The 18,917-nt window shown below is 40.2% G+C and carries 12 protein-coding genes; all 12 read left to right on the top strand.

The window, feature by feature from the left end; all coding sequences use genetic code 11:
- Nucleotides 1–43: 43 nt before the first annotated feature.
- A complete protein-coding gene (locus ACH8E3_RS07960; RefSeq protein ID WP_458632089.1) occupies nt 44–3,388 on the top strand; it encodes a GH36-type glycosyl hydrolase domain-containing protein in 3,345 nt (1,114 codons plus the stop codon).
- A gap of 148 nt (nt 3,389–3,536) precedes the next feature.
- The gene (locus tag ACH8E3_RS07965; RefSeq protein ID WP_458632090.1) at nt 3,537–4,040 is read left to right on the top strand and encodes a DinB family protein; all 504 of its coding nucleotides are present in this window, start codon (nt 3,537–3,539) and stop codon (nt 4,038–4,040) included.
- 550 nt (nt 4,041–4,590) lie between these two features.
- On the top strand, nt 4,591–6,342 hold the full coding sequence (locus tag ACH8E3_RS07970) for an ABC transporter substrate-binding protein (protein ID WP_458632091.1): 1,752 nt from the start codon (nt 4,591–4,593) through the stop codon (nt 6,340–6,342).
- On the top strand, nt 6,339–6,860 hold the full coding sequence (locus ACH8E3_RS07975) for a hypothetical protein (protein ID WP_458632092.1): 522 nt from the start codon (nt 6,339–6,341) through the stop codon (nt 6,858–6,860). The genes ACH8E3_RS07970 and ACH8E3_RS07975 overlap by 4 nt, the downstream gene beginning before the upstream one ends.
- 169 nt (nt 6,861–7,029) lie before the next feature.
- Nucleotides 7,030–8,232, top strand: a complete 1,203-nt coding sequence (locus ACH8E3_RS07980; protein WP_458632093.1) for a cation:proton antiporter — start codon at nt 7,030–7,032, stop codon at nt 8,230–8,232.
- 33 nt (nt 8,233–8,265) lie between these two features.
- Nucleotides 8,266–8,754: a cation:proton antiporter regulatory subunit gene (locus tag ACH8E3_RS07985; RefSeq protein WP_458632094.1), complete on the top strand. Its 489-nt coding sequence runs from the start codon at nt 8,266–8,268 to the stop codon at nt 8,752–8,754.
- Between the two features lie 225 nt (nt 8,755–8,979).
- A complete protein-coding gene (locus tag ACH8E3_RS07990) occupies nt 8,980–11,610 on the top strand; it encodes a cation-translocating P-type ATPase (protein WP_458632095.1) in 2,631 nt (876 codons plus the stop codon).
- A gap of 231 nt (nt 11,611–11,841) precedes the next feature.
- Entirely contained in the window at nt 11,842–12,774 is a 933-nt protein-coding gene (locus tag ACH8E3_RS07995; protein ID WP_458632096.1) for an ABC transporter permease, read from the top strand.
- A complete protein-coding gene (locus tag ACH8E3_RS08000; protein ID WP_458632097.1) occupies nt 12,768–13,700 on the top strand; it encodes a carbohydrate ABC transporter permease in 933 nt (310 codons plus the stop codon). Before ACH8E3_RS07995 ends, ACH8E3_RS08000 begins: the two co-directional genes overlap by 7 nt.
- A 100-nt stretch (nt 13,701–13,800) precedes the next feature.
- A complete protein-coding gene (locus ACH8E3_RS08005) occupies nt 13,801–15,369 on the top strand; it encodes a response regulator (protein WP_458632098.1) in 1,569 nt (522 codons plus the stop codon).
- A gap of 107 nt (nt 15,370–15,476) precedes the next feature.
- The gene (locus ACH8E3_RS08010) at nt 15,477–17,120 is read left to right on the top strand and encodes a sensor histidine kinase (RefSeq protein WP_458632099.1); all 1,644 of its coding nucleotides are present in this window, start codon (nt 15,477–15,479) and stop codon (nt 17,118–17,120) included.
- 115 nt (nt 17,121–17,235) lie between these two features.
- Nucleotides 17,236–18,732, top strand: coding sequence for an extracellular solute-binding protein (locus ACH8E3_RS08015; RefSeq protein ID WP_458632100.1), 1,497 nt, complete (start codon nt 17,236–17,238; stop codon nt 18,730–18,732).
- Nucleotides 18,733–18,917: the final 185 nt, after the last annotated feature.

Below are 18,917 nucleotides of genomic sequence, written 5' to 3' on the forward strand. Positions count from 1 at the left end.
ACTTTTAAGATAAAGAATGTGACGAGAGAGTAGGAGTGAGAATATGGCAATAAAGAGTGATGGTTTGTTAACGTTGGAAGCCGGGAATCTAACGTTCCAATTTCTACCGAGTGGGGATTTATATCAAGCTACTTCGGGGAGAACCATGATTAATCAATGGTTGTCTAATTCAATCGATGGATCTCTTAATAATATTTATTTGCGATTGCATGAGGAAGATGGCATTGAGTCCTATCCCTTGCTGGGTGTGAAATCGAATAGCCAAGTCCGTCAGCTGGATCATGGATTGGTATTTGAAGGTGAAGTAGCAACGATCAGATATCAAGTCATATTCACCCTAACAGAGCAGGGGATATGGTTCTGGGATGTTCAGCTTGAAGGAAGTCATAAGAAGATAGACTTGATTTACGGGCAAGATATTGGTATTGCCGACATCGCTGCAGTACGTAGTAATGAGGCTTATTGTTCGCAATATATTGATCATACGATATTTGAAGATGAGCTTCATGGTTACGTCGTATGCTCAAGGCAGAATCAACCACAAGGTGGAGCATTTCCATATATGCAACAAGGCGCTTTAACTAAGGCAGTTGGATACGCTACAGATGGATTTCAATTCTATGGATTATCATATAAAGAAACTAATATACCCGTATGTTTGACTCAACCTACACTGGCAAATGAAGTATATCAATATGAATTTGCTTATACGGCATTACAATTAGAATCTGTTCAGCTCGATGGAGAAGCTAGTTTCGTATTCTATGGACTATTTAAAGAGAACCATCCAGAAGGAATATCTACGCTAGAGTTCGTTGAAGAGGTTGTAGAAGCTCGTCCGAGCGTAGATAAACTTAGCTTCGAGGGTGGAAAGCCTCTAGATCAGGTAGCTTTACTGCCTACGATAGGAGCCCCATTGCTTGCAGAAGATATGACTGTAGAAGAAGTGAATCTTCTATTTCCTAATCGTCAGCAAGAAGAAGTGGAAGAAGATACGTTGTTGGCCTTTTTCACAGAAAGCTACGAACATGTAGTTACAAAAGAGAAAGAACTCAGAGTGGAGCGTCCTCACGGTCATATTCTAATGAGTGGAGAGAACGTAAGTCTAAAGAATCCCGTAATGACGACGACCTCTTATATGTACGGAATTTTCAACTCACAACTGGTTGTGGGGAATACCAACTTCAACAAAATGACAACCAATGCTAGAAACGGTCTGAATGTTCCTAAAACATCGGGTCAGCGGATCTATGTAGAGATCGATGGGGTGTATCGTCTATTGACTATGCCATCTTTATTCGAGATGGGATTCAACTACGTACGTTGGTATTATAAAATGGAAAATGATATGTTGATCATTACTAACTTTACGACAGTGGATACGCCAGAAGTAAGATTACATGTGCGTTCAGAACAAGGCATATCCTATCGTTTCCTTGTGAGCAATCAGATAACGATGGGTGTGAATGAATATGAAGTTCCCTATGATATGGTTGACCATGTGGACTATCTATCATTTCATGCAGACGCAGCTTCCCTTTCTTCGGATATTTATCCAGCATTAGAGTACAGACTTCATTTGACGGGTAGTAACATGACTGTTTCTGATGAGCGTAAGCTTGTAGGTCATGTCATTCCTGGAGAATCATCATTGATTGTGCTTGAACTGGATGCCAGCAGTGATTGGACGATGACTTTCCAAGGATTGTTACATGGTGGAGATCTACCATTGGTAGACAGACAAGCTGAGGAAGAGATAGAGCGTTATCGAGAATTCTTCCGTTCTGTCATGAATGGATTTCATTTATCGTCTGGAACTGGAAATGATGGTGAACTGTTCAAAGTGAATGGCTTAGCATGGTGGTATACGCATAATATGCTAGTTCATTATTCCGTACCACACGGTCTGGAGCAATATGGTGGGGCTGCATGGGGAACACGCGATGTCTGTCAGGGACCCGTCGAATACTTCATGGCAACACATAAATATGATCAGGTTCGTGAGATAATATTAACTATTTTCTCACATCAATATGAGGATGATGGTAACTGGCCACAGTGGTTCATGTTCGATAATTATGCACAAGTTCAACAAGAAGAAAGCCATGGTGATATTATTGTATGGCCTCTGAAGGTTCTTGGTGATTATTTGAATGTGACTCGTGATTACAGCATTTTGGCAGAAAAGGTTCCTTACACCAACAAACATAGCTTTGAATTCACAACGCAGACAGCGACAATATTAGATCATGCCCACAAAGAAATTAAATATATTAAGGATCATTTCCTTCATGGTACTCATTTATCTTCCTATGGAGATGGTGATTGGGATGACACGCTCCAACCAGCCAATGCGCAATTGAAGCAATACATGGTAAGTAGTTGGACGGTAGCTCTGACGTATCAGACATTGAATCAGTTCTCACAAGTGATGGAATCTGTTGACCCAGCGGTCGCAACAAGCTTACGGGAACTTGTTAAGGGTATCCAAAATGACTTCAACCAATATATGCTTCAAACCGATGTGATACCAGGTTTCTTGTATATGGAGAATTCTGAAGAAGTGACATTGATGGTTCATCCAAGCGATACGCAGACAGGGATTCAATACCGATTGTTACCTATGACTCGGAGTATGATTAGTGAATTGTTGACACCTGAACAAGCAGCGTCACATGATGAGATCATTCGTGAACAATTGTTCTGCCCTGATGGTGTACGTCTTATGAACAGACCTGCCCAATATGTAGGCGGAGTAAGCACACACTTCAAACGTGCTGAACAAGCTTCGAATTTCGGACGTGAGATTGGACTTCAATATGTACATGCCCATATTCGATATGTGGAAGCCATGGCTAAACTGGGTAAGGAAGATGACGTGTGGAGCGGGCTTGCACGAATCAACCCGATTGGCATTCAAGATGTTGTTCCGAATGCGGAGATTCGCCAAAGTAACGCATACTTCAGTAGCTCTGATGGCAAATTTAATACGCGTTATGAAGCACAAGAGAGATTTAGTGAATTGCGTACTGGTGAGGTAGCCGTAAAAGGTGGCTGGAAGATTTATTCGAGTGGACCGGGAATCTATATGAACCAATTGATAACGAATGCGCTTGGCATTCGTCAAGAAGCAGGGAATCTAATCATTGATCCAGTATTACCACAATCGTTAGATGGTCTGCGATTCGACTTCGAATATGCGGATGCACAAGTTCAATTCGTATACCATCTGAATGGTAGTGAAGAAAGACGTGTTACGGTGAACGGTCAAGAGGTTGTGACGGAGAATACGACAAACCGTTATCGTTGCGGTGGCTTGCGAATCGACCGCGAAGAATTTGATCGTGTCCGTATAGAACATAAGAACATCATAGAAATCTATATGTAGTGGATGAACCAGAAGAATAATAGGTCAAATGAGCTGAAAACTCATTTGACCTTCTTTCATGGTTTCACGATATTGTGTTCATTATATAAAGTATATTATTTGGAGTTACGTGAGTATATCATGTAATATCAAACATGGAGGCGATAATATGTTCACGACAAGGGAAGAGTTTATAACAACGTGGCAACAAGAAAGTGGATCAACGTATAAAATAATAAATTTATTAACAGATGATTCACTTGCTCAGGAAGTGTCACCTCAAGACCGGACACTTGGAAGAATCGCATGGCATATCGTTACGACGCTCGATGAAATGATCGGACGAACAGGACTCAAGTTCGAAGCGGCATCACATGATTCACGAGTTCCCACAGTGGCTTCTGAAATTGCTGAAGCTTATCGGGCCTCAAGTGAAGCCATGGTGGCAGCCATCCGTGCCCAGTGGACGGATGCAACTCTTAGGGAAGAGAAGGATATGTATGGTGATATGTGGACGATCGCTAGCACACTGGGAATTTTGATCGCACATCAGACACATCACAGAGGACAAATGACTGTGCTCATGCGTCAGGCAGGATTACCCGTTCCTGGTGTTTACGGTCCATCAAGGGAAGAGTGGGCTGCATTTGGCGGACAACCTCCTGAAGTATAAGTTGGCATCATACCACAAAATTAACATCATAAAAAGACGCCGTTAGGCGTCTTTTTATGATGTTAATTTATACAAATACGATTTGATTCGTTTATAGAGGCAGTATCAGATCTATGCTAGATAGATAGGTGTGAATTAGTTGTATAAAGTGCAGTTAGTTTGAGGAGAAAGGTTGGTTAGAGAGAAATAGTTGCTTGAAGTACAGTTAAAAGTGGGTAAAAGGCGGGAAATTAGGTTTACGAGTAATATAGATGTAGTCTGTGCAACTAAATGGAGTGAACGAGGAAATCGATTGAATTTAGGTGTGGTTGATGCAACTATTTGCATCTAGGTAGAAGGTAAAAAGTACACAGGTTGAAAAAGCAGTAATAAGCAGTAATAAGCATTATAAATGTAGGGAAAAGATTGTTAAACAGAGTTAATTGTTTAAATAATCAACTATCAGGAGCTTTTCTATAGTGAAATATTTACTAGAAAGACTCTATCTATGCTTCTAAAAGCGTGATATAATTAACCAAATTTTAGGTATTACTCATGAAAAGGAGCATATATGAAAAGAAAATCAATCAAAGTCGTGTTGTGGTGTTTGTGTCTAATTCTAATCCTTCCAAGTACAACTCTAGCTAGCGGGGCCTATCAAGGAAATGATAGTATCATTAAATTAGCAGCGATGTTACCCATCAGTGGAGAATTAGCGTCAAAAGGCGAGATACGCAAGTTAGCTATTGAGAAGGGTGTAGAAGACGCTAATCAGCGGTTTAAAATGAATGGCAAGGATATGCAATTTCAGCTCGCCGTAGAAGACAGCCAAAGCGATCCAGTTGTCGTACTCAGAAAAGCGCAGAAATTGTGGGAAAAAGGGTATAACATTTTTATCGTCGGTTCGAGTAATGAAGTTCAAAGCTTGCAATCTTGGGCTGAACAATGTGGTGCTATCGTTATTAGCTATAGCAGTACATCCCCTGCATTAAGTGTTGCGGATGATGGTATTTTCCGAATGGTCCCTAACGATATTGAACAAGCTAAAGCGTTGGCTAGCTTGTTGGAATACGAGGGTGTTAACGGTATCATTCCTGTTTATCGCAATGACATATACGGACGACAATTAACTAAGCTCGTTGCGGAAGAGTTCACCCAAATGCATGGTGTCGTGGGCGAAGCGATAGCGTACGATTCGCAACAAGCCAATTGGGCAGATGTCTCTTCGCGTATAACGAAAGAGATACATAAGTTAGGGATCGAACGGGAACGGGTAGCGATATTACTTATCGCTTTTGATGAAGCGGCTGATTTGCTACAACATAGTGAAGCATTGTCAGATGTGCGCTGGTTCGGATCTGATACCGTGACGCTTAGCCCTGTTATTTTGAATAAAGAAGACACGGCTAAACAAGCAAACAAGGTGAAATTAAAGGGGGTCACATTCGGACTTCCGGATTCACCAGAATTACAGGCAATACAATTAGAATTAGCCAAAAGTACCAATGGTATTGTATTACCTGATGCAATGTTCGCATACGACATTCCTGGTATGTTGGCATCGATTATTGGTCAAATGGATTCTCCATTTAACATAGGGAATCTAAAGAATTCAATGATTGAAGGTTCAGGAATCTATGCAGGTATAACGGGATGGACTATTCTGAATAACACGGGTGACCGTAAATACTATCATTATGATATATGGGAAGTTCAGATGGGTAAGGAAGGGTATATGTGGGATAAAACAGCGAAATTCGTACGTAATCCAGGTGCCCCAGGTTATATTCAACCACTCCAATCAAGTGAGAGCATCGATAATGATCAGACGACCTCTTACTTGTTTGGTTATGAAGGCCAGGCAATAGATTTGAAACGTACGTTAACAAGAGCTGAATTCACTTATATGCTTATGAATTCCCTACATCCAGATGCATCTATAGATAAATCACTTAAACCCACTTTTGTTGATAAAGAACTAATCGATGTACGTGCTAGAACCGCAGTGGCAAAAGCACAACAAGAAGGTATTGTAACGGGGTATGGGAAAAATGAATTTAAACCGAATCAAGTTATTACATGGTATGAAGCAATCGGTATGATTGTCAAAGCACTCGATTGGCAGGTACCAGTTAATGGAGAGAACGAAGTCAAGCTTGACTTCGTTGCACCAACTTGGGCTAAACCTTACTTGAAGACCGCTTTAGAGCGAGGTCTAATACAGATGACAGAACAGTTCTCTCACGTGATATCCGGATCTATCGAACTGGGAGACGTATCCCATATTATGCTTGAAATTATGAAAAGGAGTGGAAATGAATGAACAAATTTTTGCGGAAAGTAGCTTTAGGAAGTATCGTGACGACGGGTGCTGTTATAATGAGTTCATCCATTACTTTTGCCAACTATACAGATGAGCTGGATCAAGTAACAAATGCTGCTAAACAAATGGATAGTACTTCACAACGTCTTATGATAGGCCAGAGCCTAAACGGAATAGATACTCAGAGCATGGACTTAGAGACAGCTATGTTAGCTGTACAGTCAGAAAGAGCGAAACTTCTCGACACACAGCTTAAAACTCAAATGGAAAGTGTGCAGAATAGAAATCTAGACATAAGTAAATTGAACCAAGAATTGTTGGAAGCCCAATCAGCGGGCGATACACAAAAAGTAGCATCATTAAAGTCTCAAATAGATGCTATGAGTAACTCCCAACAAATGGACACGTTGAGGTTACAATCATTAAGTAACAAACGGAATGAGTCGTTTGAGATAATGACGAATTTCATAAAAAAGATGCAAGACAACAGATCTAGCATTATTGGTAATATGCGTTAAAGGGAACGATTTGAAATGAGATAAACACATAAAGGAAGAATCGTTGGATTTATTCAAGGGTTCTTCCTTTTCGAGTTATATCTTCCACGTATGTATTTGTTTTCACATTATGAATGGGGTATAATATATGATTAGTTTCATTAGAAACGAGGAGGGAGATAGGCATTGTATGGATGATATGATTTTTGAAGTTGGAACTGCATTAGTATTAGTTGCAATCGCTTCATTAATTGCAGGCAAACTAAAGATTTCTATTATTCCTTTTCTAATCATATTAGGAATGGTAGTGGGGCCACATGCACCCGTCATTGGAATCTTTGACTTCACATTTATTGAGAGTCAAGAAATCATTTCGTTCCTAGGGAGAATAGGGGTACTCTTTCTATTATTCTATATCGGACTAGAGTTCTCTGTTTCTAAGTTAGTTCGATCGGGTCGGAACATCGTATTCGGGGGTACCATTTACGTTGTATTGAATTTCGTCATTGGATTAGGGTATGGTTTCTTAGTCCACTTACCGTTATATGAGACGCTAATCATTGCCGGAATGCTATCTGTCTCTTCCACCGCAATTGTTGCTAAAGTGTTGGTGGATCTGAGACGTACAGGTAATTCAGAAACCGAATTAATATTAGGTATGGTTCTATTCGATGATATATTTCTGGCCGTATTCTTAGCGATCATGTCAGGTCTACTCCTTGGGGGTGCGACATCGGTCGGTGGAATTCTCCTATCTGTGGGAATTTCTATTGGATACATGCTTGTATTTTTCGTTATTGCTAGAAAGGGAACACCACTATTAAATAAGTTATTAAATATTAAGTCGAACGAAATATTTATCATTGTTATCTTCTCCATGCTATTCTTTATTGCAGGATTCTCCGAAATTTTGCATGTTGCGGAGGCTATTGGCGCGTTATTACTAGGGCTCACTTTATCTGAAACCAAACATAGTAAAAGAATTGAACTCCTTGTTATTCCTTTTCGAGATTTCTTTGGTGCGATATTCTTCTTTAGCTTCGGGTTGAGTATTGATCCACTGACTCTTGGTGAGGGTGCATGGTTGGCCATAGGTGCTATCATACTTACTATAGTAGGAAATGTAATCGCTGGAATGATCGCAGGTCGACAAGCAGGCATGTCGCATAAAGCTTCAACCAATATTGGACTAACCATTATGGCTCGTGGAGAATTCACAATTATTGTTGCCAACCTAGGCATAGCAGCAGGGTTAATGCCAGTACTTAAGCCATTTTCCGCACTATATGTTCTAGTCTTATCCATTCTTGGACCTTTGTTAGCGAAAGAATCAAAGTATATTTATGCAGGACTAAATAAATTGTTCAAATGGAATACAGTGAAGCAAAAGTGAACATGTACGATATTCTGAATGGAGGGATTGAGAATGGCTAATATTAGAGAGTCTGACCTACCCGGAATTGGAAGAAAGTATCAGATCGATACGAATTCAGGTGATAAAATAGTTGTTGTCATTCATGATGATGGTAGGAGAGAGATTTATCATTACCATGATAATGATCCTGATGAGAGCATCTCACAAGTGACGCTAGAAGATGATGAGTCTAGACAGATGGCAGCTATTATAGGTGGAATGAACTATCATCCCAAAGCGTTAGAGACTGTGGAAATGGTTTTAGATGAACTCATTATTGAATGGATCAAAATAGAACCAAGTTATAAATGCATTAATCAATCCATCGAGGAATTGGGAATTCGTCAAAGAAGTGGCGCTACAATACTAGCGATTGTAGAGAAGAATAAACAGAACGTTAATCCAGGACCTGATGAGAAATTAACCTCAGATATGACACTAGTTATTGCATGTGAAAGGAAGCATATTAAGTTACTTAAAGTTATTTTGCAAAATGGATAATCAAAAATACTGTTATAATGACTCCGTAAAGAAACAACAAACCTAGAGGATAAATGCTCTAGGTTTGTTGTTTCTTGTTTGGATGATGGCATGGAAAGGGTAATAAGAGTGAGATGTAGAACGATAAGCTAATCCAAAAATGTGTAAGGAAATATTAAAAGCAATTCCAGAGCATATTATAACCAAGTGAGAAAGTCATGTACTAAAGATGAAAGGATGTTGTGGATGTGGTTCTCTAAATCGAAAGAAGAGGTTCTTCAAGAACTTGAAGTAAATGTTGCAACTGGACTGACAACGAATGAAGCCAAATCTAGACTAGAGAAATATGGTCCCAATAAGCTCAAAGGGAAACCTAAGAAAAGCATGATTTCCCTCTTCTTCGCACAAATGAAAGATATGCTAATCTATGTCCTTCTTGGGGCAGCGGTTGTAACTTTTGTTATCGGAGAAATCATGGATACGATCATCATATTTGCTGTCGTTATTCTTAATGCAGCCATCGGAGTGATCCAAGAAAGCAAAGCAGAGAAGGCGATAGAAGCTTTGCAACAAATGACGACGCCGAAGGCACTTGTCAGGCGTGATGGCGAAGTGTTAGAAATAGCATCTGAAGATGTTGTACCTGGGGATATCCTCATATTGGATGCGGGAAGATTCATTTCAGCCGATCTACGCTTAATAGAAAGTGCTAATCTTCAGATTGAAGAATCTGCGTTAACGGGAGAATCTGTTCCATCAGAGAAACATGCCGATGAACTTCATACGAACCCCAAAACGCCTATTGGGGATAGAACAAATATGGCATTCATGTCCACTCTGGTGACCTATGGCAGAGGTGAAGGAATAGCAGTAGCCACTGCGATGGACACGGAAATGGGAAGTATCGCTAAGATCCTCGATGAGGACAATAAAGAATTGACCCCACTTCAAAAGAAGTTAGAGAAGTTGGGTAAAACACTGGGTTATATCGCCATTGGCATATGTTTGTTTATCTTTATCGTTGCTCTGATCCAAAAAAGGGATTTATTCGAAATGCTCCTAACAGCGATCAGTCTAGCCGTCGCAGCGATTCCAGAAGGACTTCCAGCGATCGTTGCTATTGTACTAGCTCTTGGCGTTACAAGAATGTCAAAGATCAATGCTATTGTGAAGAAGTTACCTGCGGTGGAGACATTAGGTTCAGTCAATATTATCTGCTCGGATAAAACCGGAACACTTACACAGAATAAAATGACTGTCGTGAAGCATTATACATGTTCAAATGAAAGTGAAGATGAGACGCCTGGTGCATTGATTAAATCTTTAGTTCTGTGTTCAGATGCTACGTATGAACAAGGTAAGGGCACAGGAGATCCTACAGAGATTGCTTTAGTCGTATTTGGTGAGAAGAATCAATTCATAAAGAAGTCATTGGATATTGAATATAAAAGAGTATCTGAAAAGCCATTTGATTCGAGTCGCAAATTAATGTCCACATTAAATAAAATTGAAAAAGGCTACCGTGTACATACAAAAGGTGCGATTGATCAGTTATTAGAGATTACAACAAATGCGCTTGTGAATGGGCAGGTTGTGCCGCTAACGGAAGAAATGAAGTTACAATATCTGAAGGCTTCGGAAGATATGTCTAACGATGCGTTAAGAGTTCTGGCAGCTGCATTTAAAGATGATGAACATATTATCGAAGTGGATGAGATGGAAAAGGATCTAACCTTCATTGGCTTCGTCGGGATGATTGACCCACCAAGAATCGAAGTGAAGGACTCCATTCGTGAAGCCAAAGTAGCGGGGATTACTTCTGTCATGATTACAGGTGATCACAAGAATACGGCATTTGCGATTGCCAAAGAATTAGGGATTGCAGACAAGATTGAACAAAGTATGACAGGTGCTGAGATCGATGCATTATCCGATGAAGCATTCTCAGAACAAATCAGTAATTATAGAGTATTTGCTCGTGTATCACCTGAACATAAAGTTAAGATTGTCCGCGCGTTAAAGGCGAAAGGTAATATTGTGTCCATGACTGGCGACGGTGTAAATGATGCGCCATCCTTGAAGTATGCTGACATCGGTGTTGCCATGGGTATTACAGGAACGGATGTTTCTAAGAGCGCAAGTGATATGATCTTGACGGATGATAATTTCACCACGATTGTGCAAGCGATTAGAGAAGGAAGGAATATTTATCTTAATATTCGAAAGGCGGTTATCTTTCTTCTATCCTGTAACTTGGGAGAAGTCATTGCTATTCTTGTTTCGATTCTGTTCTTCTGGCCTATACCGCTCTTGCCAACTCAGATTCTATGGATCAATCTTGTAACCGATACGTTACCTGCAATTGCATTAGGAGTTGATCCTGGTGAGAAAGATGTGATGAAGAAGAAGCCAAGGGACTCTAATGAAAGCTTTTTTGCCAAAGGAGCTGGAGTGAGAGCAGTGATTGGTGGGGTATTGATTGGAACTTTAACGTTAGTAGCCTTCTATATAGGTTTACGCGAGCATGGATACACATTAACATCAGATCTCATCTCAGATGAGGCCATGATCTATTCACGGACGATGGCGTTTGTAGTCCTTGCCACATCCCAATTGTTCTATTCATTGTCTTTAAGAAGCGATACCAAATCCATCTTCAAGGTCGGATTATTTACAAATAAATATCTACTTGGAGCTATCGTGATTGGATTGATTCTTCAATTCGGAGTAATCTCCATACCGTTTCTTGCTACAGCATTTAAGGTGCAATTCCTATCGTTCGCCGATTGGGGATTAGTGATTATATTAGGTTTAATACCTTTAGCCATAAATGAGCTAATTAAGTTGTTCCGCAGAAAGGAAACAGATAGTGATTAAGTAAGCTTACTGCGCTCGATCACCAAACATCTGATCCAACTAAAGTAAAGGGGTATCCATAGAGTGAACACTTGAAGAAGGTGTTCACTCTATGGATACTTTTCGTATGATGACCTTTAGATTTTCTTCTTTTTATTAAGATTGCAATATTCTCATGCTTGAGTATCTTATGGATAATGAGATGTAGAAGCACAGTAAGTTTCTATATCACATCCAAAGGAGTCCTAAAGTATGAGAGTGACACAGGTACCAACCAACAAATCTGGAACCTTGAAAGCGATAATCAAGGATTACGATCTTTATCTTATGCTCGTACCGGGACTAATGTTCCTGCTATTGCTGAAGTATACACCTATGTATGGATTAATTATCGCCTTTCAGGATTTCAATATCTTTAAAGGTATAGGTGACAGTCCATGGGTAGGGCTCAAACATTTTGAGAGACTCTTTGTGAATGCTGAGTTTTTCAACGTTCTCACAAATACTCTATTGATTAGCGTATTCAAACTGATCTTTTTGTTTCCGGCTCCGATTATCGTAGCCATTTTACTAAATGAAATTCGTAAGATGATGTTTAAACGTGTCATTCAATCGATTATCTATTTACCACATTTTATTTCATGGGTTATTATCAGTGGACTATTCGTTAACCTCCTATCACTTAACGACGGTATTGTAAATACAGTAATCGCGTTTTTTGGTGGAGAACGTATAGCATTCTTTATGGATAAGGAAGTATTTCGTTCACTGCTGGTCTTAACGGAGGGCTGGAAAGATATTGGATGGGGAACCATCATATATTTGGCAGCGATTGCAGGCATCGATCCTCAATTGTATGAGGCGGCTAAGATTGACGGTGCAAGCAAGTTACAGCAGATGATTCGCATCACACTTCCTAGCATTGCTTCAACGATTATCCTCATGCTTATTTTACGACTAGGAAGTGTACTTGAAGCTGGAACAGAACAAATTCTAGTGATGTATAATCCAGTCGTATATGACGTAGCTGATGTTATCGGAACGTATGTCTATCGAGTCGGAATCGGAGCATCTAATTACAGTTTCTCCACAGCAGTAGGTATGTTCGAATCGGTTGTTGCCTTCACGTTGGTTGTATCCGGTAATACACTTTGCAAAAAGCTTTTCGGAAGGAGCATATGGTAATGGAAATAGTAAAACCATCCTTGAAACCGCTTAAGAACAATAATTCGATTAAGGATTCATTTGGTGAGAAGTTGTTTACTATTTTGAATTACAGCTTCTTTTTAATATTAGGCTTTATTGCGTTATTTCCTTTTCTTAATGTCATTGCTAAGTCGTTCAGTGGTGAAGCAGCAGTTGTATCCGGTCTTGTCTCATTTTATCCAGTGGATTTTCAGATAGGTACTTATAAATTAGTGCTAGGCAATGCGCAGTTTCTGAATTCATTCAAAATAACGATTATTGTTACCGTTGTTGGAACAATAGCATCATTATTTATGACGGTATTAGCGGCGTATCCGCTGTCAAAACCAGATTTGAAATTCCGCAAGCAGTTGCTCTTGATCTATGTCTTTACAATGCTGTTTAACGGTGGGATCATTCCTACTTATCTAGTCATGCGTGAGTTGGAGCTTATCAATACCATGTGGGCACTATTCGTACCTGGTCTGATAAACGTCTTTTACATGCTGATCATCAAAAACTTCTTCGAGGCGCTTCCAGAAGGCTTAGAGGAATCCGCTAAACTAGACGGTGCCTCGAATATGCGTGTCTTGTTTAATATCATACTTCCGCTTGCGAAGCCGGTATTAGCGACAGTAGGACTCTTCTACGCCGTACTATTATGGAATAGTTACTTTAGCGCAATGATCTATATAACCTCGCCTGAATTAAAAACATTGCAACTTTATTTGAAGGAGTTAATCGCATCTACATCGGAGGTTCTTACGATGGCTGGACAGATCGATGTTAACCGCGATTTGAATCAGGCACCTGAAGCTGTGAGAGCCGCATCGATCGTCACAGCAACGATACCGATTTTGCTTGTATATCCATTTTTGCAAAAACATTTTGTCAAAGGTGTGCTAATCGGCTCTGTAAAAGGCTGATAAACAATCATCTTTCCCTTTCATTGCCATGTATTTACATCGGCGATGAGAGGGCTTTCTGATATTATAAGATAAAGACAAAAGAAGTGAGGGTATTGTGATGATAAAAGCGATTCTTGTTGATGACGAGCCAATGACAAGAAGCGGTCTTCGTCGGTTTATTGATTGGAACCGGATAGGTATCGAAATTGCCGGTGAAGCGGAAGATGGAATGGAGGCCTATGAGCAGTTTATTCTTATTCGACCAGAACTTGTTCTATGTGACGTTCGGATGCCCAGAATGGATGGTATTGAGTTTGCCAAGCGTGTCCGGCAAATTGACCCGGTATGCAAAATCATATTTTTAAGTGGATTTAATGATATTGAGTATTTAAAGTCGGCGATAAAGCTGCAAGCTGTGGATTATATGCTCAAACCGATTCAAATGACTGAGCTGACGCAGTTGCTAGAGGAAACTGTGAAAGTGATTAAGGAAACGACATCGAAGAAACAGGAGCTACATGCTATGCTAGACCAATTCGAACGCAGCAAGCCGGAGTTAATGGAGCGATTGTTAAAGACATTGTTGAAACTGTCTGCTTATGACGAGATGGAATATGCTTCGATCGAAGATGATATCGCGCGACTTCACCCTACGTTACCACAAGAAGGATATTATCAATGCATCACGTTCGACTTTAAAAATGAAGAATCTAGAAAGCGCTTTCTAGAGGATACGGAGATGGAAGCAGCTTCAATAGGTCTACCAATAATGTTCGCAATAGTTGATGGAATAGGGATTGCATGCGCGGCATTGACCACGAAGCGTAGCGACGACCGCTTAGGCATATGGTTGAATCACATCACGCGTCGCAATGGGCATGAGGGATTTGGAATTACAGCAGGTGTTGGAGATGTGTGTCATGGTTTGGAAGCTTGCAGTGCTTCTTATGAGCAATCTATGAAAGCACTCTCGTACCAGTTCTACCGAGGGTGGAATACTGTTATCTGGCATAGCCAACTTCCGCCTTCCAGCTACCAGTCCAGTTTATTTGATAAACAGGCACTTATCAAATATGAGGAGCTACTTAGAAGTAAGCAATTAAAGGAAGCCACCGAATGGTTGGACCAGACAATTAATGAACTACTCTTGTTTACACCAGTTGATGTGGTAGACGTACGAAAGAAGTTGTTCCGCTGGTATGTGGCGCTGACTCGGATCTATTCAGAAACGATGTGGGAATTTGAGAATGATCAATTGTGGGCTACGATGTTCGTATCCGGTGAGCTATTCACGATACGTAAATTCATGTTACAACGTTTGGAAATGATTCAAGAGGCGCTTACTCAGACCGATACGAGTGACAAAACGGTCATCCGAGAAATCATCTCTTTTATTCAGGAAAATTATAATAAAGATGTTTCTATTAATACGTTAGCAGCACATGTCTATCTAGCCCCAACGTATATGTGTATTTTGTTTAAGAAGGAAAAGGGGATATCCATTAATGATTATGTTACCCAATATCGGATTGAACAGGCCAAACGACTTCTTCATGACCGTAAATTGAAGCTTTATGAAATATCAGCGTTAGTGGGTTATCAAGACGCTAATTATTTTGCTAAGGTGTTTCGCAAACTGACCGGGGCCGTTCCATCGCAATTTCGGGATACCCTACAAGAGAAATGATGAAGCAGAAGGTGATTTTTCGAGAAAGAATATCGCGTATCCGAATTAAAACAAAGCTTATGATCATATTTATGGTTTTAATTTTCACTTCGGTTGGATTAGTCTCCATGATTATCTATCAAAATACAATTCGAATTCTGGAAAATCGGGTAGAACAATCGATGGAAAGTGCAATTAACCAGGCGAACTCCTTTCTATCATACAAGCTTAGCAATGTGAAGGACGTCTCCAGTATCCTATTCATGAATCAAGCATTAAACGTCATGTTGAACAGAGGAAGTCAAGACATACCTTTAAAGAATCAAATTGACGACTACAATACAATATTACAGATTTTGAGATCTGCGCAAAATAGTCGTGAAATTTACAGTATCAGGCTATATGCCAATGCGACAAGTATTTATACACAAGAGAATAGTACAATATTTGCATTGTCCACCATTCAACAGGATGCATGGTACAAAGAAATGCTGAATAATTCGGAGGGTATTTACTGCCGTTCAACCTATGAATATGATTATTATGGCGAACGTGGCAAGCAAAATATTGTATCTTGCGTTAGGCCGTTGTACACAAATGGATTCAGTGGATCTCTACTAGCCGTTCTGTCCATCGATATTCTAGAAGATACTTTTCAACAAATTATTAAAGAGACTCAAATTACTAGTGATGGAAAGGTCTATTTATTGGATAAGAATGATCGTATTATTTCCAGTATGGATCCATCCGATATTGGAGAAATTGTCGAATCAGTCGATATGCAAACACATCTTCTATCCAGCAAACGAATTGATGGTACGAGCTGGCAATTAGTTGCTCATATACCCAAGAAAGAAATATATCTGGAAAGCAAGCAGTGGACGTATCAACTGCTGATATTGTTAATTATTGTAACCTTTTTCGGCGTAATACTCGCTGTGGCTTTCTCGGAAGGGCTGACACGCAGAATCAAACCACTTCTAGAGCAAATTAAGCAGATTGGATTAGAGAATTGGGATTCGAATAAAGCAGTTACATCTCATGATGAAATCGGTGTACTGCAATCACATTTGAACCGGATGAGTGATAATATGAAGAATCTGATTCAAGAGAAATATAAAATGGAGACGGAGAAAAAGACAGCACAGCTGCAGGCCCTTCATGCCCAAATCAATCCGCATTTTCTTTATAATACATTAGATCTTATCCATTGGATGGCGATAGAAAAGGGCGCAAATGAAATTAGTGATGTTGCTGGTCAACTATCTAATTTTTTCCGAATAAGCCTCAGCCAAGGTCGGGACATCATTTCAATAGCCGACGAGCTCGCGCACGTGACTATGTATCTGGATATCCAGAATCGACGTTTTGGCGGACAAATCGAGCACTCGGTTCATGTGGAACCGGAGCTTTTGAAGCTTAACACGGTCAAACTCATATTGCAGCCTGTAGTGGAAAATTCGATATTGCACGGCATTAGGGAAAAACGTGATAAATCTGGAGAAGTTCAAATCAAGTGTTCTATAGATGAGAATAAGATTGTTTTTGTCGTCGAAGATAACGGTGTAGGTATGACAAAGGACAAGCTTGATCAACTCAATAGCGACTCTCTTCAGACCGGATATGGGATCCGAAATGTGAAAGATAAGCTGAGACTTTATTTCGGTACAGAAGCGGGAGTTAGATATGAAGCACGTGAACATCAGGGCATCCGTGTTCTTATCACCATTCCAGTAACCATGGATACAATAAGTCCGAGCGGTAACAAATGATAAGGAAGCGATTTAGGACAACAAAGGTAACGTCTTCAGACAAATACAAGGTTGCTATCATGTGATAATCTTGAAAGCGTATACATTAAATACATCCATGAATGGGGGAAATACAATGAATAAGAGATTTAGTATGGGTATCATTTTCGTACTCATAACGGCCATGCTTACCGCTTGTGGTGGTGGGTCAAACAATGGAAACAGCAATCCTGCCACAGGCGATGGCGGTGCATCAACAGAACAGTCAAAGCCAGTACTAAAGCAGCTTGGATTCCAACGAAACTTTGATCCGAATAAGGATCCGGTTGCTGCGTTTCTAGAGGAGAAGACAGGTTACAAGGTGGTGTATGAAACACTCCCGCTCGAGAATCCGGATGATAAGCTAAATATATTGATGGCTAACAATGAGCCTTACGATATTGTGAAGCTTTCCGGAACACAGTATAACCGTCTTGCGCTACAAGGCGCACTCGAACCGTTGGATGCGCTTTTGGAGAAGCATGGACAGAATTTGGTCAAAGCAACGCCTGCTGAATTCTTCGATAATGCGAAGATAGATGGCGAAATTTATGGCATTCCAGAAAAGCACCCACGCGGATTTGTGGGTAGTGCACTGGCAATCAATCAGAGTCTGTTAGATGAGCTAAATATGCAGGTTCCGACGACAATCGATGAATTTTATGCGCTACTCGTAGCTATTAAAGAGAAAAAAGGGATCGTACCTTTGACTGGATTCGAAAGCATTATTCCTGAGATTTCCGGAGCATTTGGTGTTGTGACCAGCTTCGACGAAGAAGACGGCAAGTTGATCCACCGTTTGGAAGGACCAGGTATGAAGGATTATCTTACTTTTATGAACAAGCTTTATGCTGAAGGACTAATGGATCCCGAATGGCCGGTAAATAAAATGGAAACGATCCAACAGAAATTTTCAACGGGTAAAGCCGGTATTATGACTTATGGATGGGGGATTGCGCCAGCTGTAACGGAAGCATTAAAGAAAAATGATGCGAAAGCTGAAATTACGTTAATCACCTCTTTAAAAGGTAAAGATGGGGAGATAGGTAACTGGACGCAAGGCGGTGGTGTGAGTTGGTATATTGCCATTCCTAAATCGTCTAAGAACAAAGAAGAAGCCATGAAATATATGAATATGAAAGTGGAGCCCGAATTGTTCAAAGAGTTGGCGATCGGAACGGAAGGCGTACATTTTAGTAATGATAGCACTGGAACAATGCTACCTACTCTGCCTGCATTCAACACGGACCGTGGCAACTCTGACTGGTTCATGACGAGTACGGATGCAGCAGCATTTGAAAAGTTATGGTTGCTTCGTGTCCGCAAGGATCCAATACTGCATGCAACTTTTGATGAAATTCAAGAAAAGCAGATGCCAATTTCAAGATCTGACCCAACGTTACTAGCTCCTCCACTTCCGGTTGTTGCTAACAACTTGCAATTGCTTAATAAGCTGGAGAACGATTATATCATTAAAGTAATCGCAGGAGCAGAGTCACTGGACGACTACAGTAAGTTTGTTACGAACTGGAAATCTCAAGGCGGAGCAGATGTTTTGGCTGAGCTGACTACTTGGTACGAAGGTAAAAAGTAATTCATCAATAAAGATGCTATCCCGTAAGGTCTGATGACCTTGGGATAGCTTTTTTTGTTACAACATCTATAGATTTTCCTTGTTATCATAAGATACTAGGATTACAGTCCAGCACAGTTTGAGGTTAAATAAGTGTAAAGATAGTAATCAAATATATTGAATTTCATGTCGATGAAGGAGGGCTT

This window comes from Paenibacillus sp. CMAA1364 (assembly GCF_054373195.1).

Bases quoted from the DNA above. Each gene is read 5' to 3' on its own strand.
- ACH8E3_RS07960 (WP_458632089.1), top strand. From the start codon at position 44: ATGGCAATAAAGAGTGATGGTTTGTTAACGTTGGAAGCCGGGAATCTA.
- ACH8E3_RS07990 (WP_458632095.1), top strand. From the start codon at position 8,980: ATGTGGTTCTCTAAATCGAAAGAAGAGGTTCTTCAAGAACTTGAAGTA.
- ACH8E3_RS08005 (WP_458632098.1), top strand. From the start codon at position 13,801: ATGATAAAAGCGATTCTTGTTGATGACGAGCCAATGACAAGAAGCGGT.
- ACH8E3_RS08000 (WP_458632097.1), top strand. From the start codon at position 12,768: ATGGTAATGGAAATAGTAAAACCATCCTTGAAACCGCTTAAGAACAAT.
- ACH8E3_RS07985 (WP_458632094.1), top strand. From the start codon at position 8,266: ATGGCTAATATTAGAGAGTCTGACCTACCCGGAATTGGAAGAAAGTAT.
- ACH8E3_RS08015 (WP_458632100.1), top strand. From the start codon at position 17,236: ATGAATAAGAGATTTAGTATGGGTATCATTTTCGTACTCATAACGGCC.
- ACH8E3_RS07995 (WP_458632096.1), top strand. From the start codon at position 11,842: ATGAGAGTGACACAGGTACCAACCAACAAATCTGGAACCTTGAAAGCG.
- ACH8E3_RS07965 (WP_458632090.1), top strand. From the start codon at position 3,537: ATGTTCACGACAAGGGAAGAGTTTATAACAACGTGGCAACAAGAAAGT.
- ACH8E3_RS08010 (WP_458632099.1), top strand. From the start codon at position 15,477: ATGATTATCTATCAAAATACAATTCGAATTCTGGAAAATCGGGTAGAA.
- ACH8E3_RS07970 (WP_458632091.1), top strand. From the start codon at position 4,591: ATGAAAAGAAAATCAATCAAAGTCGTGTTGTGGTGTTTGTGTCTAATT.
- ACH8E3_RS07980 (WP_458632093.1), top strand. From the start codon at position 7,030: ATGGATGATATGATTTTTGAAGTTGGAACTGCATTAGTATTAGTTGCA.
- ACH8E3_RS07975 (WP_458632092.1), top strand. From the start codon at position 6,339: ATGAACAAATTTTTGCGGAAAGTAGCTTTAGGAAGTATCGTGACGACG.